23 protein-coding genes and 1 pseudogene are annotated in these 24474 nt (G+C 71.4%); 13 read left to right on the forward strand and 11 right to left on the reverse strand.

The features are described from left to right. The first annotated feature begins 225 nt into the window (after positions 1–225). Positions 226–1530: a phospholipase D-like domain-containing protein gene (locus tag ACWEEU_RS15800; protein ID WP_451732640.1), complete on the forward strand. Its 1305-nt coding sequence runs from the start codon at positions 226–228 to the stop codon at positions 1528–1530. A gap of 74 nt (positions 1531–1604) precedes the next feature. Beyond that, the gene (locus ACWEEU_RS15805) at positions 1605–2450 is read left to right on the forward strand and encodes a DUF1206 domain-containing protein (RefSeq protein ID WP_385742478.1); all 846 of its coding nucleotides are present in this window, start codon (positions 1605–1607) and stop codon (positions 2448–2450) included. A gap of 41 nt (positions 2451–2491) precedes the next feature. Here ACWEEU_RS15805 and ACWEEU_RS15810 read toward each other — a convergent pair whose 3' ends face one another. Both ACWEEU_RS15810 and ACWEEU_RS15815 read right to left on the reverse strand, forming a co-directional pair. Continuing rightward, the gene (locus ACWEEU_RS15810; RefSeq protein WP_385742480.1) at positions 2492–2653 is read right to left on the reverse strand and encodes a hypothetical protein; all 162 of its coding nucleotides are present in this window, start codon (positions 2651–2653) and stop codon (positions 2492–2494) included. 66 nt (positions 2654–2719) lie between these two features. Next, positions 2720–3496, reverse strand: coding sequence for a response regulator (locus ACWEEU_RS15815; RefSeq protein WP_385742482.1), 777 nt, complete (start codon positions 3494–3496; stop codon positions 2720–2722). Between the two features lie 111 nt (positions 3497–3607). On the opposite strand from ACWEEU_RS15815, the gene ACWEEU_RS15820 reads away from it, so the two are divergent. Next, positions 3608–5200, forward strand: a complete 1593-nt coding sequence (locus tag ACWEEU_RS15820) for a sensor histidine kinase (RefSeq protein WP_451732645.1) — start codon at positions 3608–3610, stop codon at positions 5198–5200. 25 nt (positions 5201–5225) lie between these two features. Here ACWEEU_RS15820 and ACWEEU_RS15825 read toward each other — a convergent pair whose 3' ends face one another. The 4 genes from ACWEEU_RS15825 to ACWEEU_RS15840 all read right to left on the reverse strand — a co-directional run bounded on the left by ACWEEU_RS15825 (position 5226) and on the right by ACWEEU_RS15840 (position 9007). Beyond that, positions 5226–6302, reverse strand: a complete 1077-nt coding sequence (locus tag ACWEEU_RS15825; RefSeq protein ID WP_385742485.1) for a methyltransferase — start codon at positions 6300–6302, stop codon at positions 5226–5228. A 184-nt stretch (positions 6303–6486) separates the two neighbouring features. Beyond that, complete coding sequence (locus ACWEEU_RS15830) at positions 6487–7092, reverse strand: TetR/AcrR family transcriptional regulator (RefSeq protein WP_451732648.1); 606 nt, start codon at positions 7090–7092, stop codon at positions 6487–6489. Beyond that, entirely contained in the window at positions 7089–8033 is a 945-nt protein-coding gene (locus ACWEEU_RS15835) for an SDR family NAD(P)-dependent oxidoreductase (RefSeq protein WP_451732651.1), read from the reverse strand. Before ACWEEU_RS15835 ends, ACWEEU_RS15830 begins: the two co-directional genes overlap by 4 nt. Before the next feature lie 122 nt (positions 8034–8155). Further along, on the reverse strand, positions 8156–9007 hold the full coding sequence (locus tag ACWEEU_RS15840) for a UbiA family prenyltransferase (protein ID WP_451732654.1): 852 nt from the start codon (positions 9005–9007) through the stop codon (positions 8156–8158). Positions 9008–9173: 166 nt separating this feature from the next. Between ACWEEU_RS15840 and ACWEEU_RS15845 the strand changes: the two genes are divergently transcribed. The 3 genes from ACWEEU_RS15845 to ACWEEU_RS15855 are packed head-to-tail and all read left to right on the forward strand — an operon-like array spanning position 9174 to position 11784. Then, positions 9174–10232: a type III polyketide synthase gene (locus ACWEEU_RS15845; protein ID WP_451732657.1), complete on the forward strand. Its 1059-nt coding sequence runs from the start codon at positions 9174–9176 to the stop codon at positions 10230–10232. A 17-nt stretch (positions 10233–10249) separates the two neighbouring features. Beyond that, a complete protein-coding gene (locus tag ACWEEU_RS15850; RefSeq protein WP_385744593.1) occupies positions 10250–10774 on the forward strand; it encodes an isoprenylcysteine carboxyl methyltransferase family protein in 525 nt (174 codons plus the stop codon). Continuing rightward, a complete protein-coding gene (locus ACWEEU_RS15855) occupies positions 10771–11784 on the forward strand; it encodes an NAD(P)/FAD-dependent oxidoreductase (protein ID WP_451732660.1) in 1014 nt (337 codons plus the stop codon). Before ACWEEU_RS15850 ends, ACWEEU_RS15855 begins: the two co-directional genes overlap by 4 nt. A gap of 316 nt (positions 11785–12100) precedes the next feature. Here the strand turns inward: ACWEEU_RS15855 and ACWEEU_RS15860 are convergent, their stop codons facing one another. Beyond that, the gene (locus tag ACWEEU_RS15860) at positions 12101–12982 is read right to left on the reverse strand and encodes an NmrA family NAD(P)-binding protein (protein ID WP_451732663.1); all 882 of its coding nucleotides are present in this window, start codon (positions 12980–12982) and stop codon (positions 12101–12103) included. Between the two features lie 126 nt (positions 12983–13108). On the opposite strand from ACWEEU_RS15860, the gene ACWEEU_RS15865 reads away from it, so the two are divergent. Beyond that, entirely contained in the window at positions 13109–14026 is a 918-nt protein-coding gene (locus ACWEEU_RS15865; protein WP_451732666.1) for a LysR family transcriptional regulator, read from the forward strand. A 134-nt stretch (positions 14027–14160) separates the two neighbouring features. On the opposite strand, the gene ACWEEU_RS15870 is transcribed toward ACWEEU_RS15865, so the two are convergent. After that, on the reverse strand, positions 14161–14856 hold the full coding sequence (locus tag ACWEEU_RS15870; protein WP_451732668.1) for an AraC family transcriptional regulator: 696 nt from the start codon (positions 14854–14856) through the stop codon (positions 14161–14163). 276 nt (positions 14857–15132) lie between these two features. On the opposite strand from ACWEEU_RS15870, the gene ACWEEU_RS15875 reads away from it, so the two are divergent. Continuing rightward, positions 15133–15801 (forward strand): alpha/beta fold hydrolase, encoded by a 669-nt coding sequence (locus ACWEEU_RS15875; protein WP_451732671.1) that lies wholly within the window; start codon positions 15133–15135, stop codon positions 15799–15801. A gap of 469 nt (positions 15802–16270) precedes the next feature. Then, positions 16271–17482 carry a HEAT repeat domain-containing protein gene (locus ACWEEU_RS15880; protein WP_451732674.1) on the forward strand — a complete coding sequence of 404 codons (1212 nt, stop codon included), beginning with the start codon at positions 16271–16273 and terminating at the stop codon, positions 17480–17482. A gap of 103 nt (positions 17483–17585) precedes the next feature. Here ACWEEU_RS15880 and ACWEEU_RS15885 read toward each other — a convergent pair whose 3' ends face one another. Together ACWEEU_RS15885 and ACWEEU_RS15890 are read right to left on the reverse strand one after the other, a co-directional pair. Further along, positions 17586–19133, reverse strand: coding sequence for a multicopper oxidase family protein (locus tag ACWEEU_RS15885; protein ID WP_451732677.1), 1548 nt, complete (start codon positions 19131–19133; stop codon positions 17586–17588). A 371-nt stretch (positions 19134–19504) separates the two neighbouring features. After that, positions 19505–20452, reverse strand: coding sequence for an SDR family NAD(P)-dependent oxidoreductase (locus tag ACWEEU_RS15890; RefSeq protein ID WP_451732680.1), 948 nt, complete (start codon positions 20450–20452; stop codon positions 19505–19507). Between the two features lie 109 nt (positions 20453–20561). Here ACWEEU_RS15890 and ACWEEU_RS15895 point away from each other — a divergent pair, with 109 nt between their 5' ends. Beyond that, complete coding sequence (locus ACWEEU_RS15895; RefSeq protein ID WP_385744575.1) at positions 20562–21227, forward strand: TetR/AcrR family transcriptional regulator; 666 nt, start codon at positions 20562–20564, stop codon at positions 21225–21227. 167 nt (positions 21228–21394) lie between these two features. Here the strand turns inward: ACWEEU_RS15895 and ACWEEU_RS15900 are convergent, their stop codons facing one another. After that, the gene (locus ACWEEU_RS15900; RefSeq protein ID WP_451732683.1) at positions 21395–22465 is read right to left on the reverse strand and encodes an NADH:flavin oxidoreductase/NADH oxidase; all 1071 of its coding nucleotides are present in this window, start codon (positions 22463–22465) and stop codon (positions 21395–21397) included. A 444-nt stretch (positions 22466–22909) separates the two neighbouring features. Between ACWEEU_RS15900 and ACWEEU_RS15905 the strand changes: the two genes are divergently transcribed. The 3 genes and pseudogenes from ACWEEU_RS15905 (at position 22910) to ACWEEU_RS15915 (ending at position 24320) form a co-directional block, all read left to right on the forward strand. Continuing rightward, the gene (locus ACWEEU_RS15905; RefSeq protein ID WP_451732686.1) at positions 22910–23215 is read left to right on the forward strand and encodes a hypothetical protein; all 306 of its coding nucleotides are present in this window, start codon (positions 22910–22912) and stop codon (positions 23213–23215) included. A gap of 15 nt (positions 23216–23230) precedes the next feature. Continuing rightward, positions 23231–23473 (forward strand): annotated as a pseudogene (locus ACWEEU_RS15910) (transposase); the annotation flags it as partial. A 124-nt stretch (positions 23474–23597) separates the two neighbouring features. Continuing rightward, on the forward strand, positions 23598–24320 hold the full coding sequence (locus ACWEEU_RS15915) for a class I SAM-dependent methyltransferase (protein ID WP_451732742.1): 723 nt from the start codon (positions 23598–23600) through the stop codon (positions 24318–24320). Positions 24321–24474 lie beyond the last annotated feature (154 nt).

The raw sequence follows: 24474 nt of genomic DNA on the forward strand, positions 1-24474 counted from the left end.
CCGACACCGGGCGGCCGGGACCGGGCACTTCGCCGGCGCCGGGGGTGAGGGACGGGGCGGCCGGGTCACTCACTCGAGGGATCTTGCGACGTGCGAGGCGGGGACTGCACACTGATTCCGGAACAATCAGTGGGACAGCAGTAGATTCCGCGCACGGCGGCATGGTTCCTGCGGGCCTCTCGTGGCAACCCGACTCGTCATCGACAGCCCGGCGAAAGGCCGTTCATGAAGAGAACGTTCACGTTGATCACCGCACTGGTCGTCACCGTCCTGTCGCTGACACCGGCGCACGCCGCGGTCAAGAAGGCCAAAACACCGCTCAGTTGCGAACAGCGGACGTTCACCTCCACCCCGGGCGCGCGCTTCAACGACCCGGAGGACCCCGCCGCCCAGATGAAGATCATGGGTCCGATCATCGACTCGATCAACAGCGCCAGTTGCGGGCAGACCATCCGCGTCGCCATGTACTCGATCGGCAACACGGCACCCGGCCCGGACTTCGCCAACGCCCTGATCGCCGCGCACCAGCGCGGAGTCGTCGTCAAGGCGCTGATGGACTCCCACAGCGACAACGCGGTCTGGCAGTCGATGGTCACCGAGTTGGGCAACGACCCGCGGGCCTCCAGCTTCGCCGCGCTGTGCCCGGGCGGTTGTCTGACCCACTACAGCGGCTCCGCGCTGCACGCGAAGTACTACATGCTCAGCGGCGGGCAGGACGCGAACAGGACGGTGACCGTCAGCAGCGCCAACCCCACCTCCGCCCAGGCCGGTACCGCGTGGAACAGCAGCGCCACCGTCAAGGGCAACGTCGACCTGTACAACTCCTACGTGCGCTACTTCACCGCCATGGCCAAGGGAGCGCTCAACGGCCCGGGCCCGCTGGTGCCCGACTACTACGACTCCACCGACGGCAAGGCGGCCAGGAGTCTGTCCCCGCACTCCTACCAGTGGCCCAAGGCCCGCTCCGGCAGCGACACCTGGGTCGACTTCCTGAACAACGTCAAGGCCCCCGCCGCGATCAACATCGCCATGTTCCAGTGGACTTCGCACGGCCAGCCGGGCGACCGCAACTATCTGGAGCTGCCGAAGAAACTGGTGAGCCTGGCCCGGACCGGCGTCAAGATCCACATTCTCCTCACCGCCGGCCAGGTCGACGACAGCGTGCAGAGCTATCTGAAGGACCGGCCGAACATCGACGTGCACGACACCACCCGCGGCACCGACACGAACGGCAACGCCCTGCACTACACGCACGACAAGTACATGATGGTCAGCGGCACTTACGCGGGTGCGGCCAATTCCAAGCTCATTTTCGTCGGTTCCTCGAACTGGACGAGCAACGGCATCTGGCACAACGACGAGACGGACCTGAAGCTGACCGGCCAGTCCAACTACGCAACGTTCATGACGGACTGGCAGAACCAGTACGACCGCTGCTGCGGCACCGCGGCCCAGGGGCTGACCGCCGAGAAGCGCGCCGAGAACACGGCACGGGAGATTCCGGTCGACCCGAACCAGGCCCGGGAATAGGCGTTCCGGCCAGACCTCACCCTCGCGTGCGCCGCCCAGGCGTGACGCGGACGCGCCGGGGCATCGGGTCTGTCATGGATTCAAGTGTTCTGACCGAGGGTGGCTGGGGGCAGGCGCGGCGAGCGGCCGACGGCCCGGTGATGGTCGCGGCGGCGAAGGCCGGCTTCGCGGCTCGTGGACTGATCTACCTGCTCGTCGGCGTCATAGCCCTCCAGATGGCCCTGGGCGGTGACAGCGGCGGCAAGCAGGCCGACCGCGGCGGCGCTCTCGCCGAACTGGCGGAGAAGCCGTTCGGCGCCGCCATGCTGTGGATTCTCGGCATCGCGCTGGCCGGCATGGCCCTGTGGCGGCTGTCCGAAGCGGTGTTCGGCGCCGCCGGGGGTGATGGCCACAAGGCGTCCAAGCGGGCGCTGTCCGCCGCGCGCGCCGTCTTCTACGCCTTCGTCTGCTACTCGGTACTGTCCTACGCCGCCGGGGACAAGGGCAGCGGCAGCGGCTCCTCGGACAAGCAGAGCGACGACGTGACCGCGATGGTGCTCAAGTGGCCCGGCGGCCAGTGGATCGTCGGGGCCGCCGGACTCGTGGTGGTCGGCGCGGGCATCTACATCGCGGTACGGGCCGTCATGCGGAAGTTCTGCAAGCACCTGCGCACCGGCGAGATGTCCCCCACGGTGCGGCGGACCGTCGAGATCCTGGGCGTGGGCGGCGGCGCCGCTCGCGGCATCGTCTTCGGCGTGGCCGGAGTGTTCGCGCTGATCGCCGCCGTACAGCACGAGCCGGGCAAGGCCAAGGGCATGGACGACACCCTGCGGTCGTTCCGGGACCTGCCCGCCGGGCCTTGGCTGCTGGCGCTGATCGCGCTGGGGCTGGCCGCGTTCGGCGTGTTCTCCTGGTGCAACGCCCGCTGGCGCGAGGTGTGACACCACCGGGCAGGTCCGGTCATCGTGAAGCAGTCACGCGGTCACGCGCGATGGCGCCCCCGGTGACCGACGGCGCCGGCCTCCGCCACGAACGCCGTCCGCGGACTCGCCTCGGCCACGATGCCGAGCCCGGCGACATCCGCACCGGCGACCGCGAGCGCGACCGCCGCGCGGCGGCCGGTACCCCGAAGCCGCCCGGTCACGACCGGCACGCGCCCGGACAGGGCGGTGCTGTCGGGCGGGCCGGGGCCGCGGTGGGGGAGCCTGCCTCAGCCGCGGGGCGGACGGGTGGCGGTCTCCAGGTAGAAGGCGTCGATGCTCTGGACGGCCTGCTCGAACTCCGAGAGGTTCACGGGCTTGGTCACATAGGCGTTGGCGTGACTGTGGTACGCGCCCGTGACGTCGTCCGGGGCGGAGGAAGTGGTGAGGACGACGACGGGAATGGTCTGGAAATCCTCGTCCGCCTTGAGGATCTGGAGCAGCTCCCGGCCGTTCATGCGCGGCATGTTGAGGTCGAGCACGATGAGGTCGGGACGCACGCTGCCCGGGGCGCGCAGGTGCTCCAGCGCGGCGACTCCGTCGGTGACCTGGACCAGGTTGCGCGCGCCGCGCTCGGAGAGTGCCTCCTCGATGAGGAGGGCGTCGGCGACGTCGTCCTCGACGAGCAGGACGTCGTAGGGGCGAGCGGGGGTGGTCATCATCGGATGCTCCGTGGGTGCTTCATTGGAGTGGGTGAAGAGTCCCGGCCAGCGCCGCCGGGCGCCCTGGCGTGTCATGCCGCCGGCTTCGCCGATCTGGGGGTAACCGGCGCCCGCACGTGCGGCGTCCACGGCCGCAGCACGCTGGAGGCGTTCGGCGGCCCGCTGGATGTGGGTCAGCACGTGCAGCCGGGTCAGCGCCTGCGAGGGATCGTCCGGCAGCAGGGAACGGGGGACGCCTTCCGTGAGCTGACGGGCGATGCGCCGCGAGAGTTCGTCGACCGCAGCGTCCGCGAGCGCGGCCGTCTCCTGCGGGGTGGTTGGCGCAACGAAGTTCTTGCCAGGCATGACGAGCAGGGTAAGTCCTCGGCGTCACCCCCGACAACAACGGTTGTCGTCGTCCCATAAGGTGTGGCTGCGCCGCCGTGAGCGCGGCCGTCACCGCGGAGGAGACAGAGGATGACCGTCGTCGAGAAGCCGTCACACGGGCGGGAGTTGTCCCAGTGGACCACCCGGCGCTGGCTTCGCCTCGGAGTCACCGTCGCGATGTCCGTCCTGCTGCTCCTGGGAGCGACCGGAGCCTGGGTCCTGGAGCGGACCGCGTCGATCAGCGACGACCTGGTGGACGTGAAGTCCCCCGCGCTGACGGTCTCGATCCGGCTGGAATCGGCGCTGCTCAACCAGGAGACGGGCATTCGCGGCTACGGACTCACGGGCCGCGCCGACTTCCTCGCGCCCTACCGGCAGGGGCTCAGCCAGCAGAAGACGTCCATGAAGAGCCTGTCGGTCCTCCTCCGGGGCAACACCGCCCGCCTGCGTGACCTGAAGGACGTCGAGGACCACATCGAGAAGTGGCAGGCGCGGATCGCGCGGCCGGTCGTGGCCTCACCGGCCGGCAAGCCCTCGCCGGTGGCCGCGCAGAGCGCGGCCGGGGGCAAGGCGGACTTCGACGCCATGCGGAGGGCCATGGCTGCCCAGCAGGACCGGCTGCGCGCCGACCGGGCGTCCTCCCGGGCGGAGCTGGCCGCCACGATGAGCCTGCGGAACTGGATCTTCGCAGCCATCGCGGCCGTCATCGTGACCCTCGCCGTGATCGTCTTCGAGGCGCTGCGCCGGGGCGTCACCACGCCCCTGGAACAGATCGGGGCGGACGCCCGGACCATCGCGGAGGGCGACTTCGGCCATCCGATCACCCCGACCGGCCCCGCCGACCTGCGACAGCTCAGCGGCGAGATCGAGTCCATGCGCCAAAGGCTGGTGCGGGAACTGGAGTTCAGCGAGGACGCCCGGCTGCGCCTGGACGCGCAGTCCGCCGACCTCAAGCGGTCCAACGCGGAGCTGGAGCAGTTCGCGTACGTGGCCTCGCACGACCTCCAGGAACCCCTGCGGAAGGTGTCCAGCTTCACGCAGCTCCTCCAGCGGCGGTACGGCGGCCAGCTCGACGAACGGGCGGACCAGTACATCGACTTCGCGGTCGACGGCGCGAACCGTATGCAGACCCTCATCAACGACCTGCTCGAGTTCTCCCGTGTCGGACGCGTCCATCACGCCCACCAGAGCGTCGACCTCAACACGGTGATCAAGCGGACGCTGACCGCCATCAGCGTCAGCATCGAGGAATCCGGAGCGGTGATCACACGGGACGAGCTGCCGACCCTGATCGCCGACTCCACCCAGATGGGCATGTTGTGGCAGAACCTGGTCGGCAACGCCATCAAGTTCCGCCGCCCCGGCGAGACACCGGCCATCCACATCTCCGCCGAACGGGAGGGTGACTTCTGGCGGTTCGCCGTCACCGACAACGGCATCGGCATCGCCGCCGAGTACGCCGAGCAGGTCTTCGTCATCTTCCAGCGGCTGCACACCAAGGACCGGTACCAGGGCAGCGGCATCGGCCTCGCGATGTGCAAGAAGATCGTCGAGTTCCACGGCGGAACCATCTCCGTCGACCTCGAACACACCGAAGGCACCCGCATTGTCTTCACCCTGGCGAGCAGGCCCGCGGCCCCGGAGACGTCCGAGGCCCCGAGTCCCGACGCGGTGACGCGCTAGGGGGCGTCTCCCCGGTGTTCCACCGTCAGGCGCGGACCTCGTACACGATGTTGAACGGGGTCTCTGCCGCCCGGCGGAACCGGGTCAGGCCCGCCTCCGACGCGACCTGGCGGGTGCGCTCCTCGCCCGCCTGGGCGCCCAGGGCGCGGCCGACCTCCTGGGACTGCGAGGCCGGTGTGCAGATCAGGGCCGAGGCACCGTAGAACGTGCGGCCGAGCGGGTTCAGGTTCTCCTCCAGCCGGTCGCCCGCCAGCGGCTCCACGAGCATGATGCTGCCGCCCTCGGCCAACCGCTCCCCGCTGTGCGCCAAGGCGCCGACCGGGTCGCCCATGTCGTGCAGGCAGTCGAAGAACGTGATCAGTTCGTACGGCCCGCCGCCGAAGTCCTTGGCGCCGGCCACCTCGAACGAGACCCGGTCCTCGACACCGCTCTCGGCGGCCAGCTCCCGGGCCGCGTCGACGGACGGCCGGTGACTGTCGAAGCCGGTCACCAGCGCGCTCGGGAACGCCGTGCCGATCATCATGGTGGAGTGGCCCAGTCCGCAGCCCACGTCGGCGGCCCTGCCACCGGCGCGCAGCCTCTCCACCACGCCGGTCAGCGCGGGCAGCCACTCGTCCACCAGATGCGCGGCGTAGCCCGGACGGAAGAAGCGGCCCGTCCCCGCGAACAGGTCCGGGTGATGTTCCTGCCAGCCCACGCCGCGGCCGTCCCGGAAGGCCCGCTCCAGCCTGTCCCGTTCCTCGGCCGAGCCGCAGGACAGGAACGCCTGGTACCCGCCCAGCGCGAAGGCCGGGCTGTTCTCGTCGGCGAAGACCGCGCTCTGTTCCGGTGACATGCGGAAGCGGTCGTCGCCCTCGTAGGTCAGGTATCCGCCGGCGGCCATCGCGGCCAGCCATTCGCGGACGTTGCGCTCGGCGGTCCGGGTGCGCTCCGCGAGCTGCCCCGGCGTGACGCCCTCGCCGTCCGCCAGGGCCCGGAAAAGCCCCAGCCTCTCCCCGACCAGGACCAGGGGCGCCGCCGCGACCGCGCCCAGATCGGTCACGACCTTCCCCAGCAGTTCGTTCAACTTCGCTTCGTCCACGGTGCTCATGTCGACCGACACGACCACACCTCCGATCGATCCGGCCGGACCCGCAGCTGGCGGCGGAGGGAAGTCCTCTCGCCCTTCGTGCGGCCGACGCTACCCGGACCTATGGGTGACAGCCGTGCAAAACGCCACGTGAATCGACCGCCGGGAGGGTGGGCCGGTTCGTCCGGGACGCGACCGGCGGAGGCCGGTGCGCCGGTCAGACGGCGGTGGCGCCCAGCAGGAGGTCGAAGGCGTCGTCTGCCTCGCGGAGCACCGCCGTCGCGTCCGTGCCGCCCAGGCGCCACGCCGTCTGGTAGCAGCCGAGGGTCAACTGGGCGGCGAGGACGGCGGTGGCCGGCGCGGTGCCGTGGTCGATCAGGTGCTTCTCGAGGAGGTCGGCGTAGTGCCGGGTCTTGCGGGTGTGGCGGTCTTCCAGCTCGGGGTGCTGCGTGACCAGACGGTGGTACACCGCGTAGTGGCCGGGGTTGCGGGCGGCCTCGGTGCAGAGCGCGAGCAGCAGCCGCCGGGACGCGGCCAGTGCCGTTGCGAGCTCCTGGAGCGGCTCGGCGGGCGCCTCGCGCATGGCCGCGGTGAGCGCGTGCAGGAAGTCGTCCTCGGTCGAGAAGACGACTTCCTGCTTGTCGCCGAAGTAGCGGAAGAAGGTGGTGCGGCCGATCTCGGCCCGCTGGGCGATCTCGTCCACCGTGACGACATCGAACCCCCGCTCCATGAAGAGCGCGAAGGCCGTCTCGACGATCCGTTCCCGGGTCCGGCGGCGTTTGCGGTCCCGCAACGACTCCACGGGAGACTTGTCCACGCTCATTCCGCCAGGATATCCGCCCCTTCGGCCCCGCGGCCGGCCTCGACGAGGCGGCCGGCCTCGCGCCACAGCTCCTCCTCGCGCGCCTCGTCGTACGACTCCGGCGACGACGGGACGGCACGGCCGCGATCGAGGTAGGACCCGGTCGATGCCGTCGGCCCGGTCAGGATCGTCTCGGCGAGCCGGGCGCCCGCCTGTCGCGGCGTCATGCCCCGGCCGAGAAGTCGCTGGAGCCGGAAGTACCCGTCGAGCACACCCCGTACGGGGCCCGGGGCGTGGCGGAAGAAATCGGTGCCCGCGACGAGCGCCGGGTTGTAGGAGTAGACGCCGACGCCGTCGGGCGCGCGGCGGGCCAGCGCGTGGGCCAGGTGGATGACGCCGAGTTTGCTGGTCGCGTACGCCCGCCCGGCCTCCCGCGCCCCACCGGCACGCGGTGTGGCCAGTCGCTCAGGCGTCTCCCAGCGTGGCGCCGCCGTGGCGCCGAGCGTGTAGCGGAACTGCCCGAAGTGGCAGTCGCTCGAGGTGAGCACGATCCAGCCCGGTCCGGTGAACCGGGGCAGCAACTCCCTGACGAGCAGGTAGTGGGACAGCACATTGACCCCGAAGGTCATCTCGTAGCCGTCCGTGGTGCGCTCGCCGGTCGTCGTGAGCGTCAGGCCGGCGTTGCCGAGACAGCCGCCGAGCGGCGGGAGGGACCCGGTGTCGAGTCCACGCAGAATCTCCGCCACCGCCCTCCTGATCTCGGCGAGCGAAGCCAGGTCGCAGTCCAGGCCCGTGACCCCGGCGGCGCCGGTGGCCCCGGCGAGTTCCGCGGCGAGGCGATCGCCGCCCCGGCGAGCCAGTACGACGTAGTGGTCCTGCGGCCGTGCCCGGATCAGCGACTCGACGGCCTCGCGGCCGAAACCGCGGGTGACTCCGGTCAACACGATGGTTCGGCTGTCCATGGCGCACTCCTTGGTATCGAGTACCATCTGGTACTCAGTACCATAACACTTGCGGCGGAGCCGCTGCCGGGCCTGCGCCCCCGTCCTCGGCGATCGCCACGCGGATGTCGGTGGTCACGGCTTCAGCCCTTCCCGAGGCCGCCGCCCAGCAGCAGCGCCACGTCCAGCGCCGCCACGGCGACCGCCGCCGCGAACGCGGCCCGCTCCCGGCGGCGGCCCAGCACCGTCCCGGCCACCGCGATCAGCCCGGCCGCCGCCAGCGCGGCCACCTGCCGGGTGCCGGGCGGCCTGGCGGGCCCGAGCGCCAGCAGGGCGGACGCGGTGACCAGCGGCACCGGCAGCAGTAGCCGTACCCGGCGGGGGCCCAGTCGCTGGGGCCAGCCCCGTACGCCGGTCGCCAGGTCGCCCCGGATGTCCGGCAGCACGTTCCCGAGGTGGGCGCCGATACCCAGGAGCGCACCGGCGGTCAGGACCCACCAGGCGGGCCACGGCCGCCCGGGCAGACCCAGCGTGACGAAGGCCGGGAGCGCGGCGAAGGACACCGCGTACGGCGCCCAGGACCAGCCGGTCGCCTTGAGCCGCAGGTCGTACGCCCACGCGGCCGCGACGGCGGTCAGATGCACGGCGCCCGCGGACCACCCGCAGGCGAAGGAGAGCGGCACGCACACGGCCAGCGCACCACCCGCGGCCGTCCACACCTGCCCGGCCCCGATCGCGCCGTCCGCGACGGGCTTGCCCCGGCGGCCCGTGGCACTGTCCCGGCGCGCGTCGACGGCGTCGTTGCACCAGCCGATGGAGAGCTGCCCGGTGAGCACGGCGCCGGTGGTGAGCAGACAGCGGCCCGGCGCCTGACCCGCCGTCACGGCGAGCGCCGCCGTCAGCGCGGTGACCGCCATCAACGGGCCGGGGTGGCACGCCCCGGCCAGGGCGAAGACCTTGCGAGCCGGGATCGTCGACTGTTCGGGAGTCACCACCCGGCGATCCTAGGACCTGTCCGACAATTCCCGTCGTCGCCCGGAGGGCGGCCGCGCGGGGCGTGCCACGATCCCGGACGGCCGGACGGGCGATCTCTGGTGCCGGGCCGGCCGCCCCGGGAAGGGCTGGTGAGTCCACCCGGTTCGGTCGACGTACGGGAGCGCCATGACGCGGATCGCCGCCGTGCACGGTGCCCTCGCGCCGTACCGCTTCGCCCAGGCGGACATCACCGACATGGTGGCCGCCGCCTGCCTGCCCCGGGGCGCCGACCGCCTGATGCTGGACCGCCTGCACCGCAATGCCGGGGTCCGCTCCCGCCACATGACGTTGCCGCTCGACCGCTACGAGACGATGGACGGCTTCGGCGCCGCCAACGACCTCTACATCACCACCGCCACCGACCTGGGCGTCCGTACGACCCGGGACGCGCTGCGCGCCGCCGGGCTGTCACCGGCCGACGTGGACCTGCTGGTATTCACCTCGGTCACCGGGGTCGCCGTCCCGTCCGTCGACGCGCGGGTGGCGGTCCGGCTCGGGCTGCGGCCGGACGTGCGGCGGGTACCGCTGTTCGGGCTGGGCTGTGCCGGGGGCGCCGCCGGGCTGGCACGCGTGCACGACTTCCTGCTGGGGCGCCCCGAGCAGGTGGCGGTGCTGCTGTCGGTCGAGCTGTGCTCGCTCACCTTCCAGCGCGGGGACGGCTCCACGGCCAACCTGGTCGCCACCGGCCTCTTCGGCGACGGCGCCGCCGCCGTGGTGGCCTGCGGAGCCGACCGCGCGGACGCGTTCACCGGCCCCACGGTCATGGACGCCCGCAGCCGTCTGTACCCCGACGCGGGCGGTCTGCTGGGCTGGGACATCGGGGACTCCGGCTTCAAGGTCGTCCTCGACCCCGGCATCTCCCAGGCGCTCCGTCACCATCTGGCCGACGACGTGGAGGAGTTGCTCGGCGACCACGGGCTGAAACCGCAGGACGTGACGGCCTGGGTGTGCCACCCCGGCGGACCCCGCGTCCTGGAGGCCGTCACCGAGGCGCTCGACCTCCCCGGCGAGGAACTCGGCCTCAGCTGGCGCCACTTGGCCGAGGTGGGCAACCTCTCCTCGTCCTCCGTCCTCCACGTCCTGCGCGACACCCTCTCCGAACGCCGTCCGCCGCCCGGCACTCCGGGACTGCTGCTGGCCGTCGGGCCGGGGCTGGCCTGCGAACTGGTGCTGCTGAGCTGGTGAGCACGACAGGAGGACACATGATCTGGTACGCGCTGCTGGTGGCCGCCGTCGCGGGTGAGCGGGTCGCCGAACTGGTCGTGGCCCGCCGCAACGAGCGGTGGAGCAGGGCACGCGGGGCGATCGTGGCGGGCGACGGGCACTATCCGGCGATGGTCGCCCTGCACGTGGGTCTCCTGGTGGGCTGTCCGCTCGAAGTGTGGCTCGGCACCCGGCCGTTCGTGCCCGCGCTGGGCTGGCCGACGCTGGCCGTGCTGGTGGGCGCGCAGGCATTGCGGTGGTGGTGCATCGGGACCCTCGGACCGCGCTGGAACACCCGCGTGATCGTCGTACCGGGGCTGCCGCTGGTCGCCCGGGGGCCGTACCGGCTGCTGCGGCACCCGAACTACGTGGCCGTGGTGGCGGAGGGGGTGGCGCTGCCCCTGGTGCACACCGCCTGGGTGACCGCCGTCGTCTTCACGATCCTGAACGCCGCCGTGCTGACCGTGCGCGTTCGCTGCGAGAACCAGGCGCTGACCGCCGCCGGCACACCGGTTCCGGCATGATCGACGTCCTGGTGGCCGGTGGTGGCCCGGCCGGGCTCGCGGCGGCCGTGCACGCCACGCTGGCCGGGCTGACCGCGGTGGTGGTCGAACCGCGCACGGCGCCCGTGGACAAGGCGTGCGGCGAGGGCGTCATGCCGGGCGGTGTCGCCGCCCTCCGGGCGCTGGGCGTGGAGCCAGTGGGCCGGGAGCTGCGCGGCATCCGCTACGTGGACGGCCGCCGCCGCGCCGAAGCACCCTTCCGCGACCGCCCCGGGCTGGGCGTCCGCCGTACGACCCTGCACCACGCCCTGCACGAGCGCGCCCTCGGTCTCGGCGTACGGATCGTCCCCGGCAAGGTCGGCGAAGTGCGCCAGACGCAGGACAGCGTCACCGCCGCCGGCGTCACCGCGCGCTGGCTGATCGCCGCCGACGGTCTGCACTCTCCCGTCCGCCGCCGCCTCGGCCTGGAACCGCCCCGCGGCGCGCGGGGCCGGTACGGACTGCGCCGCCACTACCACGTCGCCCCGTGGACGGACTTCGTGGAGATCCACTGGTCCGGCCACGGCGAGGCGTACGTGACCCCGGTCGCCGACGGCCTGGTGGGAGTCGCGGTACTGAGCCGCGTCCGCCGCGGCTACGACGAGCACCTGGCCGACTTCCCCGCCCTCACCGCCGCGCTGCGCGGAGCCCCCGCCACGGAGGTACGAGGCGCGGGGCCGCTGCTCCAGCGGGTGCGGCGCAGGGTCGAGGGCCGGGTACTGCTCGTCGGGGACGCGGCGGGCTACGTGGACGCGCTCACCGGCGAGGGCATCGCACTCGCCCTGGCGACGGCCGAGGCCGCCGTGCACTGTGTCGCGGCGGGCCGGCCGGAGCGGTACGAGCGGGAGTGGGCCCGCACCACGCGCCGCCACCGCCTGCTGACCAGAGCCCTGCTGGCCGCGAGCAGCCGCCCGGCCGGCGCCCGGCTCATCGTGCCCGTGGCGTCCCGGCTGCCGCCGCTCTTCGCCGCGGCGGTACACGCCCTCCGCTGACGAAGGGCTGGCTGCGGCGGCTCCGGGCTCCGGACCTGGAAGGTGGTGCCCGCGGGGGAGCCCTCCCTCTGCGGTCCTGGACGGCACAGGGGGATCGTCGCACGGCATGATCGCTTCGCCTTGAACAGGACGGGCGCCCACGACTGCGCGCCTGTGCCGCAGGGCCGGCGTTGTTCACCAGGATGGCGACCGAAGGCCGACGACGGGGAGGCGCCCCTCCCCGAGCCGGGGAACCTCCGCGCGGGGGTCGAGACCATCGGACGCCCCTACACGGACCTCCTCACCCAGCCCGGCGCCGCTCCGGCCCGGGTGCCGGTCAGGACCGGACGGCCGGCATGAGGACGTTCCGGCACCACTGGCGGAAGTCGGTGGCCGTGGCGGTGGCCGGATCGCGGGGTTCGGCGTCGTAGATGCCGTTGTTCTGCGCGCTCACCATGTCGGCCATGTCCTGGGCCAGCGAAGGGCTCGCGCCGAACTGCGCCATGTGGGCCGGGAAGTCCGCGAGCGGCATCTGCCGGTAGCGCACCGTGCGGCCCAGAGTCTCGGAGATGATCTCGGCCATGGCGTCGGGCGTCAGGCTGTCGGGGCTCACCAGGGGAACACGGGCCTGACCGGTCCAGGTGGGTTCCAGCAGAAGGGCTGCCGCCGCCGCGGCCACGTCCCGGGTGGCGACGAGCTGCAACGGCCGGTCCGCGGTGTTCGCCATGGAGAACACGCCCTGCTGTGCGATCGGCTGAGCCTGCCGCAGGAGGTTCTCCATGAAGAACGGCAGCGCCAGCGCCCGGTACCGCACGCCGGTGCTCTCGATCAACTCGTCCATGCCGAGCGCGGCCGACAGGAGGCCCGCCTCGCCGTCGTACCCGTGTCCCAGGGAGGTGACGTGCACCATCCGCACGTTCTGGTCCGCGGCTTCCCGGGCGGCGGCCCGGGTGAAGTCCAGGTAGTGGCTCACGGCGGGGCCGGCGGTGCGGAAGTCGGCCGGGGGCACGAGCCAGAACAGCCGGTCGGCGCCCTCCAGCGCCTTCGCGATCGTGTCCGCGTCGGCGTGTGAGCCCTCCACCACCTCGACCTGCGCACGCACGTGCCCCGGGAGACGGGAGGAGTCGCGGGCGATCACCCGAACAGCCTCACCGCTGTCCAGGACGCGATCCAGGACCTGGCGGCCGATGTCACCGGTCGGCGTAGTAAGAACGATCACGAGTGTCTCCAAGCATGGGGGTCGACGGCGAACCCCACAGGGCGTGCCGGGCGGTCGTCTTCGAGTGAACCCGGCGCAACGGCACAGGTGAAGGACCACCTCAATCCCTATCGATACCCTGGAGGTATGAATGATCCGGAGGTGCGGCAGCTCCGCTACTTCGTCGCGGTCGCGGAGGAGCTGCACTTCGGGCGAGCCGCCGACCGGCTGGGCATGGCACAGCCCCCTCTGTCCCGAGCCATCCGCGACCTCGAGCGACAGCTCGGCGTGACGCTGTTCGAACGGACCACCCGGCAGGTGAGACTCACCGGCGCGGGGGAGATCCTGCTGCGCGACGCCAGGACCGCCCTGGAGGCGGTCACCGCCGCCGCTCACCGGGCCCGGCACGCGGGCAGCGCCTCGCCCCGGCTGCGCATCGCACTCAAGGCCGACATCGACGGCGGCCTGTTGCCGCAGATCCTGGACGCCTACAGCACCGACCCCGCGGCCCTGCCCCCCGAACTGGTCCTCGGTGGGTTCGGCGCCCAACCCCAGGCACTGCGCGAGGGCCTCGCCGACGTCGCCCTCGCGCTCCTGCCCATCGACGACCGAGGGCTGGACAGCGAGCCGCTGCTGACCGAGCCGGTCCTGGTCGCCATGGCGGCAACCGACCCGCTGGCCGCCCGTACCCGGCTGTGCCTGGCGGACCTGGCCGGCCGCGACCTCCCGACCGGCGCGCCGGCCGACGACGGCCGAACCGCGCCATCTCCGCCCGGGGCGACGAGAGCGGTCTCGAACCTGTCGGAGATCTTCAGCCTCGTCGAGACGGGCGGCATCGTGTTCTTCGCGCCTGCCTCGGTCGCCCGACGCAACCCGCGCCCTGGAGTCGCCTACCGCCCGGTCAGCGACCTGCCGCACTGCACACTGGTCGTCGCGTGGCCCCAGGAAGCCCGCTCTCCGGCCGTCGCCGCCTTCGTACGCGCCGCCTGCGCGATCGCGGTCGCCGCACAAGCGGAGACCCCCCTGCGCAGCACCATGGCGGACAGATCGTCCGACTCGCCGTGACGGACCGGACCCGAAACGGTCCCCGCCGCGATCCCTGGACGGTTGCCATCGTGAAGTCGCGCGAAACCTTCCGCTGCGCGGGGACCCGGCCAGGGCGGTCCAACCTCGTTGCCAGGGCCGCCCGCCCGTGCCTCTTACGTCTCCCCCCAGGGGGTCAGCCGGTCGGATCCGGTTCGGTAGCGGCCCGGCGTCGTCCCGATGACAGCGCTGAACGCCGCGATGAAGCTGCTGGGGTTGGCCCAACCGCAGGCGTTGGCGGTGTGGAGGGTGTCGTGGCCGTCGGCCAGGAGGACGAGCGCGTGGTAGAGGCGTAGCTGTGTACGCCACTCGTAGAAGGTCATACCGAGTTCGCTGCGGAAGAGCCGGCTGAGGGTGCGGGTGCCGGCCCCGATCGCCTTCCCGAACTCGGCCAACGTGGCGTTGTTCGCCGGGTCCTCGGACAGTATGCGGGCGACGGCCCGCAGCCGGTCGTCCCGCGGCTCCGGCAGGTGCAAGGGTTGCTCGTCCGCCTCGCGGAGTTCCTCGACGAGGACCCGGACCAGGCGAGCGCGCGCGGAGCGGCTGTAACCGGGCGCCGATTCCTCGTAGTTGCCGGGACCGGTCAGGGCCAGCACGACCTCGCGGGCGAGGCCGGAAGCCAGGAACACGGCGGGGCCCTCCGGCATGAACCGGGCGAGGTGCGCCGTGAGGAAGATGATCCGCATGTCGGTGTCGCCGTGTGCGCGATGCTGGTGGGCGGAGTCGGCGGGAGTCCAGGCGACCCGGTCGGCGGGAACGATCGACGTGCCGTGCTCGGAGTGCACTGCCAGGACGCCACGGGCCGCGTACACCAGATGTCCCTGTGCATGCGACTGCGTCGCGCTCGTCCCGCCCGACGGCCAGAGGTGACGCCCGCCGGAGGGCCATACATACGACGTCACGCCGGCGGATCGGCGGGGTTGGCGGTGAACGGGCATCAGTTGGCAGCCTATCGGTAGCGAGCCACTCCCGGGACGCGGTGAGATTTCCTCCATGCCGCATGGTCCTCGGGTGCGCGGAGTTTCCCGTCGGACCACTTGGTGCCGGCGCGGCGTGCCCCAATTCCACGGCTGGAGAGAGGGAGAAAAGTGGCGACGTACGTCCTTGTTCCCGGCGCCTGGAAGGGCGCCTGGTCGTTCGAAGCAGTGGTTCCCCTGCTGGAACGTGCCGGTCACACCGTTCACGCCCTGACCCTGACCGGCCTGCGGCCGGACGACGACGAGGCGACGGTCGCGACCGCCAACCTCGACACGCACGCCGACGACGTGGTGCGGCACCTCGACCGCCACCACATCACCGACGCGACACTGGTCGGCCACAGCTACGCCGGGATGGTGATCGCCGCCGCGGCCGACCGCGCCGGCGGGCGCATCGCACGGCTGGTGCACCTGGACGCCTACGTGCCGCGAAACGGAGAGTCATGCTGGACGGCGACGAACGAGCACTTCCGCGAAGCGTTCGCCGCCGGCGCCGTGTCCACCGGCTACGCCGTTCGACCGCCGCACGGCGGAGATCCCCGCCGCCGTCCCCATCCCCTCGCCTCGTTCCTGCAGACGATCCGGCTCTCGGGCACCTTCGCGCAGGTCCCCCGCAGAGAGTTCGTCTACTGCTCGGGATGGGAGGACCGGACGCCGTTCACCGAACTGCGCACCCGGCTCCGATCCGACCCCGACTGGCAGGTCCACGACCTCCCTACAGGGCACGACGCGATGCACGAAGCCCCGGACGCGGTCGCCGCCCTCCTGCTGGGCGAGTGAACGGGGACGCGACGGCGCATCGGGTCTCGGCCAGGCGGCCGCGCTGCGCCCTCTGGCCGGCGGCGGACGGTGACCGAAGGACCCGGCCGCCACGCGGGCCGTCGTCGAGCGCATCGCCCTGGCCGCCCGCCCGCGTACCGAAGACACCCGCCGGTCAACCCGCCGTCCGGACGGCGTTCCACCCGGACGCGCGACGCGACGAACCGAGCGCGCAGTGCGCGCGGTCGCCGTCGACCTCGATGATCTGGTCCGAGGTGACGTGGCCGGAGCCTCCCTCGGGATGCGCCGCCACGAGCCTGCGCCCCTGCGCCCGGCACGCGGCTGGTGGCGGGATCACCACCAGGTGCTCGAGGGCGGCGTGTGCAGGTTCCGCACCGGCCTGCCCTGCGTTCCTCGACCCCGGATCTCGGGCGACCGCATGAGCCCGCGCATCGCAGGACGGAATCCCGGTGTGCCAGGATCTGCCGCTGTGACGGATGACGACCCTCTCGCCGGCCTGGACGATGTGCCCTGGTCCCGGCTCCAGCACTCCTACGGCATGGCCGACGACGTCCCCGGACACCTCCGGGCGATGCAGGCGGGGGTCTGGGAGGGCAGGCACCCACCGATCGCGCAGCTCGCGAACCACATCGTGCACCAGGGCACGCGATCGCAGGCCGCGGCGTACACCGTGCCGTTCCTTGTGCGGATGGCACTCGACCCGAGGCTGGTCAACAGGCATCGGTTCGTCGGTCTGCTGGTCGCCATCGCGATCGGGCTGGACAACAACTATCTGCCGAACGGCTACGACCCCCGGGAAGACCGCGCCGCTCTGGCGGATATCCGCGGCGAAGCCGACGACTGGGCTCAGTGGATCGACGAAGCGGCGGACGACGAGCAGCGCACACAGCGCGAGGGGAGCTGCGCGCAAGTGCTCATCGACGCCGAAGCGGTGGTGCGTTCGTACGACGCCGTCCGCGAAGCACTTCCCGCACTCGCCGTCCTGCTGACCTCGGACAGCCCTGAACTGCGGTCCAGGACGGCGAACTTGCTGGCGTGGTTCCCCGAGTCCGCGGCGACGTCGATTCCGCTCTTGGAGGCTTTCATCGCCGACGAAGTCTCGCCCGGCGCGGCGGCGACGGGAGTCGTCGCCCTCGGCCTGCTCGGCGAGCCGGCGACCGTCCCCTTCATCCGGCGGTACCTGGACAGCCCGATCGTCGAGCTGCGCTGGGCCGCCGCCTTCGCATTGACGCGATTCGGCATCGCCGACCCGGCCGTCGTGGACGTGCTGACACAGGTCGTCGCCCGGCCGCCCGAGGAGACCGAGACCATGTCGTTCCTGAGCGGCTCCTACATGGGTCTCGCGACGATGGCCCTGGCCGAGACATCCGAAGCCACGACACTACGGGCGGTCGATGCCATGCTGGCCGGCCTGGCTGACCGTAGGGGCGTCGAGGCGTTCTACGACAGGTACTACACGGCGGGGACGCTGTTCAGACTGGTCTTCCCGGACGCTCCCGCCGAACCGCCGCAGTCCTTCGATGACCTGAGCGACGTACAGCAACGTGTGGTGCGCTTCGTCGCCGACCAGGACGAGGCCGGCTGGCCATCCGATGGGATGGACGCCTTCCGTCGGTGGAAGGTGCCGACCGGGCAGGTCGACCTGCGCGTCTACGCCGGGATCGTCCGGGACGGCGCGTAGGCACCGGTCCGCCTGGCGCTGGCGCGGCCTCCGCGCTCCCGTTCAAGGAACACCTGCAGAAGCACGCACTCGGAGCCTGGGCGGCCGTCGCCCGATCCGGCTCTCAGGGGGCGACGTAGTGGACGGTCTGCATCATGCCGAGTTCCTCGTGGTGGAGCTGGTGGCAGTGGGCGACGGTGCGGCCGGTGAAGTCCTCGTACTTGACCAGGAAGGTGACGGAGTCTCCGGGGTTGCCTCCGGCGAGACCGATGGTGTCGTGCCAGATCGGCGGGTCGAGGCGTCGTCCGTTGCGGTGGGTCACGAGGACGTGGTTGGTGTGCAGGTGGAAGGGGTGGTTGAAGGCGGGCATCGTCTCGCTCGTGCGGACCGTCCAGCGCTCGACGGCTCCCAGGCGGAGGGTGTGGTTGGTGTAGTCGGGATCGAAGAGTCCGTACGCCGGGTCGTGGGCGAGGTCCTTGGCAGGGTCGGCCGCGGGCGTCGCCTGGGTGCCCAGGACGCGGAAGGCGTTGGGGAACGGCTGGGGGAAGACACCGGGGTCGGCGTGGAAGAGCACCTCGCGGTCGGCGGTGCGGTCGGTGATGTCCCGCTCGTCGAGGAACGGTTTGCCGGGGGGAAGCGACACCGGCAACCTCATCCGCGGTCGCATCGGATCGCCGGTGACCTGGATGGTCATCAGCGGCACCGGCACCCCGTCGGCCCGCAGCTCGTACCGGCCGGCCGCGCCGCCGCGGACCAGGAGGTCGGCCCGGTTGCCCATGGCCAGTTCCACCTCGTCCACGGGTACGGGCCGGGCGAAGGTGACGCCGTCCTGCGCGATCTGATGCATTGCCGGGGCCGCGCCGCCCCCGGTCAGCCGCAGGCGCAGGCCGGTGAACGCGGTCGCGGCGACCAGACGCCAGCGCTGGACCTCGCCCGGGCGCAGCCGCAGGGTGGGGTTGACGGTGCCGTTGACAGCGAACGTGGACGGGACACCGGTCAACCAGCCGCTCGTCGTGAACGCCGGGACCTTGCCCTTCTTGAGCTTGAGTTCATTGACGCAGACCACGATGTCGGCAGCTGCCCTGACCTCGGGGACGTCGTCGACGTCGCCCTCGACGACGATCACCCCGGCCATGCCGCCGGCGATCTGCTCGGCGGTGGAGCCGTGCAGGTGAGGGTGGTACCAGTAGGTGCCGGCGGGATGGTCGTCCGGGACGTGGACGGTCGACACGTAGCGCGGTTCCGCGGCGCCGGCGGCGACCTGGTCCCGCGTGCGCGGGGCGAATTCGCGCAGAACGTTGTCGGCGTGCCCGGACGGGGAGACGTGCATCCCGTGGGTGTGCAGGTTGAAGCTGTTGGCGTGGTGCGGTGTGTTGTGGCCGCCGGTGTGGGGCGCGTTGGGCGGAAGCCCGTTGACGTGTGTGAGCCGCAGTGTGTCGCCGCCACGTACGCGCAGGGTCGGCCCCGGGATCGTCCCGTTGTAGGTACGGCTGGTCACGGTGCCGTAGCCCGGCACCGTGACATCCGTGAACCGGACGTCGAGCGTCTGCCGCACCAGGCGCGGCAGCCCGCCGGGCGCCGGACCCGCCGAGACCACTGCCGGCTGCGGGAAGCTCGTCCTGGTTGCTGATGCGCTCCGACCGGCCCACAGCCCGTCGGCCACCACTGCCACACCGCCGATTGCGGCCACCCTGAGTACCGACCGGCGGCTGAGATCGCCACGTTCTCCCATGACCGGGAAATCTATGCCGTACACGGCCCGTGACCGGGCGCCGCGCGGCACCGCCCGGCGATACCACCTTTTGGCGCAGCCGGCCCGGTCCCTCTCCTGCCCGGCCGGCTTCCGGCAGCCGGATCGCTCCGACACGGGGAGTTCAGCTCTCACTGCGGTGGTCGAGGCCGGTCCAGGCTGTGCCGCGAATCCGCTTGGTGCGGCCGGCTTCGGCGAGGATCTCGACGGCGTCGATGGCCGGGCCGCTTCTTGAGCGCGCCGACCGTCGGGCGGCGCCGCGCCGGCCGGTCGGCGTCTCCTGCCACCGTGGGCTACATCGTGATGGCCGATCCGGAGGGAAGCGGGCTCTGCCGGGACTGGAGGACGGGGAACTTCACGCCGGTGAGGTCTTCGGAGACGGTCCACAGCCGCTGTTGGACGGCTACCTCGTACGACTTCGGGCTGGAGGTGACCAGTCGGGGGTGGCCCTTGACCTCGTTGCGCCCGCCGGGACCGTAGTACTGGCCGCCGAGCGCGCCGGGGTCGGTGGCGGCGCGCAGGGTCGGCAGGGCGCCCATGGCCGGCGTCTGGGTGATCAGCGGTGCGAGCCAGGTGACGGGCAGGCGGAGCGCGGTGGGGGTGTTGCGGATGAGGTCGGTGTTGGACATGCCGGGATGGGCGGCCAGCGCGACGGTGGTGCCGTGCGCCGCGAGCCGGCGCTGGAGCTCGTAGGTGAACATCAGGTTGGCCAGCTTGGACTGACCGTAGGCGGCGGCCCGGCCGTACGACCGCTCCCACTGCAGGTCGTCGAAGTGGATCGCGGCCCGGATGCGGTGGCCGGTGCTGCTGACCGTCACCACGCGCGAGCCGGGCACCGGCAGCATCAGGTCGAGCAGCAGCCCGGTGAGCGCGAAGTGGCCGAGGTGGTTGGTGCCGAACTGCATCTCGAAGCCGTCGGCGGTGGTCTGCTTCGGGGTGTACATCACGCCGGCGTTGTTGATCAGCAGGTCGATCCGGTCGATCCGGGACCGCAGTGCCGCCGCCGCGGTCCGCACGGAGTCGAGTGAGGTCAGGTCCAGGGCCTGCACTGTGACGTCACCGGTCATGCGGGCCGCTGCCCGCACGCCCTTGTCGACGTCGCGCACGGCGAGCACCACGGACGCCCCGCGCTCGGCGAGAGCCTTGGCGGTCTCGTACCCCAGCCCGGTGTTGGCCCCGGTCACCACGGCCACCCGCCCGCGCTGGTCCGGAATGTTCGCTGTCGTCCACTTCTCGCTCATGGAAGGCTCCTCAGCCAGTTAACGTACCGAAGGTATCTTGCACGTCCGAAGTTAAAGTACCTTCGGTACGTTGTCAACGTACCGAAGGTACCTAATCTAGAATGGGAGCGTGACTTTCCAGCGGGCGCGAACCGAAGAGCAGCGGGAGATCCGTCGACGGGCGATCCTCGACATGGCGTCCGCGATGCTCGACGAGATGCCTGTGGCCGCGGTCACCCTGAACGAGCTCAGCCGCCGGGTAGGCCTGGCGAAGCCGAACGTGCTGCGCTACTTCGAGTCCCGCGAGGCGGTGCTGCTGGAGCTGCTCGACCGCTATCTGCGGGAGTGGCTGACGGAACTGGCAGGGGAGTTGGCCGCCGGCGTCGACGAAGACCTCCCCATGCCCGAGCGAGCGGCTGCGGTGGCCGAGATCCTCAGCCGCTCGCTGTCCGGCCGAGTGGTGCTGTGCGAGCTCTTCGGCGCACAGGGCGGCGTCCTGGAGCACAACGTCTCCGTCGAGGTGGTGGCACGCTACAAGCGCGCCTCTCTTGACCACCTGACCACCATGGCCGCCCTGCTGCGGAAGTACCTGCCGGAGCTGGGCGAGAACGCGACACTGTTCAGCCTGCAGACCATGGTCATGGCCGGCGCGCTGTCGGCGTACAGCACGCCCCCACCCAGCCTGCGGGCGGCGTACGAGGCCGAGCCCGAGCTGGCCCGCTTCCACCTGGATCTGAAGGACTATTTGAAGCAGGCCCTGACCGCCACCCTCCTGGGCGTGCTGCCGCGCCGCTGACCAGCGATGCGCCGAACAGCCCGAAACCTGTGCGCCTGTTGAGCCGAGCCGTCGGCGAGACCGAGGAGATCGGCGAGCATCTTCCGGTGGACGGCGCCGACCACGCCCTGGCCAAGCCCCATCGCGGGCCTTGCCGCCGCATTCCCGGGGCGTGGGCGACGACGGGCTCAGCGATGACGTGGGCGGCCACGCTGGTACTGCTTCGGCCACGGCACGTCGTCACCGAGCACGTAGGCCGCGCGGAGCGGCCAGGTCGGATTGCGCAGCAGTTCGCGCGCGAGCATGATCGCGTCGGCCGAGCGGTCCACGAGGATCTGGTCGGCCTGCTCCGGTGCGGTGATCAGGCCGACGGCGGAGACGGGCAGGGCCGCGCCCTCGCGGACGGTTCGGGCGAAGGGCACCTGGTAGCCGGGCTCCACTTCGATACGGGCGTTGTGGACGAGCCCACCGCTGGTGACGTCCACCAGATCGACGCCGTGGGCAACCAGTTGCCGCGACAGCTCGACCGTCTCCTCCGGGGTCCAGCCGCCGTCGGCCCAGTCCGTGGCCGAGAAGCGTACGAACAGCGGGCGGTCCTCCGGCCACTGCGCCCGCACGGCGTCGGTGACCTGGACCAGGAAACGGCTGCGCCCGTCGAGATCGCCTCCGTACTCGTCGCCACGGTGGTTGGACAGCGGTGACAGGAACTGGTGCAGCAGATAGCCGTGCGCGGCGTGGATCTCCAGGACCTCGAAGCCGGCGGACAGCGCCCGCGCGGCGGCCTCGCTGAAGGCCCGGACCAGAGCGCGGATGTCGTCAGCGCTGAGCTCCCGCGGGGCCGGCCAGTCGCCGAACGGCAGCGGTGACGGTGCGACCGTCTCCCATCCTCCGTCCTCCGGTTCGACGTACATGTCACCCTCCCAGGGCGGTGCCGTCGACGCCTTGCGGCCGGCGTGGGAGATCTGGATGCCGGCAACGGCTCCCTGCCCGTGGACGAAGTCGGTGATCCGCTTGTACGCGGCGGCCTGCGCGTCGTCCCAGATGCCGGCGTCGGAAGGGGTGATCCGCCCCTCGGGTTCCACTGCCGTGGCCTCCTGCATGACCAGGCCGGACCCGCCGCGTGCCAGGGAGCCGAGATGGACCAGATGCCAGTCCTGCGGATAGCCGTCGACCGAGCTGTACTGGCACATGGGCGCCACCCAGGCCCGGTTCCGGAAGGTCGTGCCGCGGAGGGTGAGCGGCGAGAAGAGACGGCTCATCGGAGGCCTCGCAGACGGGATGGGGGGACGCCGGGTGCCCCGCAGCCTTCGAGCCGTGACGGCCTGGGTTCCCGCGGGGCGCCCCGCACGATGAGGGCACCCCCGAGTACCCCGGCCACCCGCGGCACACACCACAGGCCATGCGCGCACCCCGCGCGGATGCCCGGGCACGTGGCGGTCGCGGGACGTGATCGCGTGCGCGTACCTGGGTCGTCGTCCTGATCACCCGGTGTGACTGTGCGACGATTCGTCGGCCGGTGGGAAGAGGAGCGGGGCGAAAGCCGATGAAGTGCGTCGATATCGATGCGCAGGTCGGCGACGTGTCAGGGGCCTTGGACCTGTCTCGCTACCTGAGCTACCTGCTCCCGGTTCGGTGACTTGCCGCCAGGCGCCCGGGCTTTCGCCACGGACGCGGACCACTACGACTTCCGCGGCAGGCGATGTGTGAAGGACCTGGCGCTCCGGGCTGTGCGGGGCGCCGGCGCCGAGGACGTGGAGGTCGAGTTCCAGCACAGCTGCTGGAAGCATGACGAAGACCTGCTGCTCCGCTACACAGGGGTGTCGAGGTTCACCGTCGATCCCGTCGACAAGGGCCGAGGGACGGACCTCGGGGCTGTGATTCTCGACGAGATCCTGCCGCACGGGGACGGCTGTAGCCACGAAATCGCCTGCTGGGACGGCACTGTCACGATTGTTTGCCGTGACCTTCAGGCGACCTGGACTGAGAGCCCATGCTCGGGCGAGTCGTAGGCGCGGCGACAGGTCGTGGGGATTGTTGAGCGGCTGGTGCCGGAGGAGCTGTGGGAGCTGTTCCAGCGGGCGGAGCCGGAGATGCCGTCGCGGCCTCGGGGTCGTGGTCGGCGTCGGCATGGCGACCGCGAGGTGCTGGCGCCGATCGTGTTCGTGACCACGTCGGGATGCACGTGGCAGCAACTGCCGACAGTGCCTCCCGGGCTGTCAGGGGCAACAACTCATCAAGGGTTCAGCGAGTGGTCGACGGCGCGGGTGCGGGTGGCTTCGGCCGTATGCAGCGGCCCCGGTTGACCGAGTGATTTGCCCCCCGGAGCGGTTCGATGGCTCTCCTTCAACCCGGTGGTTCATCGGGTGATTGGTCAGTAGCGTGCAGGTCTTGATGACAGAGACCTGGGACACGATCGCCGATTGGTATGCCGAGCGGGTGCGGACCGGCTCTGCGATGCACGAATTCGCCCGCGATGTTCTCCTCGACAGGCTTCCTGCCGACCTGCGCGGTCAGCGCATCCTGGATCTCGGGTGCGGGGAGGGGCTGATCACTCGCGCGCTGGCCAGTCGCGGGGGGTCCGTGGTCGGTATCGACCCGTCACCGCGCATGATCGGCCATGCCCGGGCCGCCGAGCAGACCAGCGCGAGCGGCGCCCGTTATGCCGTGGACGACGGCTGCTCCCTGGCCACTGTCGCGACCGGCAGTGTGGAGTGGGTGACCGCTGGGCTGTCCCTGAACAACGTGCCTGACCTGACAGCCGCGGTCAGTGCTGTGCAGCGGGTCCTGGTGCCTGGAGGGCATCTGGTCTTCACCGTTCCGCATCCCTGCTTCGAGGCTCCGCACGCGCGGTGGCTCGATGACGGAGATCAGCCCCGGGGCCGCGTGGTGGGAACCTACCTCGCGGAGGGATTCTGGCGGTCGGCCAACCCGGACGGTGCTCGACGAGCCGGGAACCAGCACCGGACGCTCTCCACCTATGTGACCGCCCTGGTTGGACAGGGGTTCACGATCGAGGGCGCCGCGGAGCCGACCCCGAACGCGCGGGTGGTGGCCGAACAGCCGCAACGGGCTGGCTTGCCGCCGTTCCTGCTCATCAGCTGCCGGCGGAGCTGACAGTACCTGCCTGGACGCGGTCCGCGGTCTAGGCCAGGAGCGTGGGCTTCCACCTCCTCGACGGCTGCTTTCGTTCGAGGCTACGGCCACGCTGTTCTTCTCCTCGTGCCCTGTCAGCACCTGGAACAGCAGTTCGGCTCCGCGAGCGGCCGGC

This window comes from Streptomyces sp. NPDC005004, from assembly GCF_053600675.1.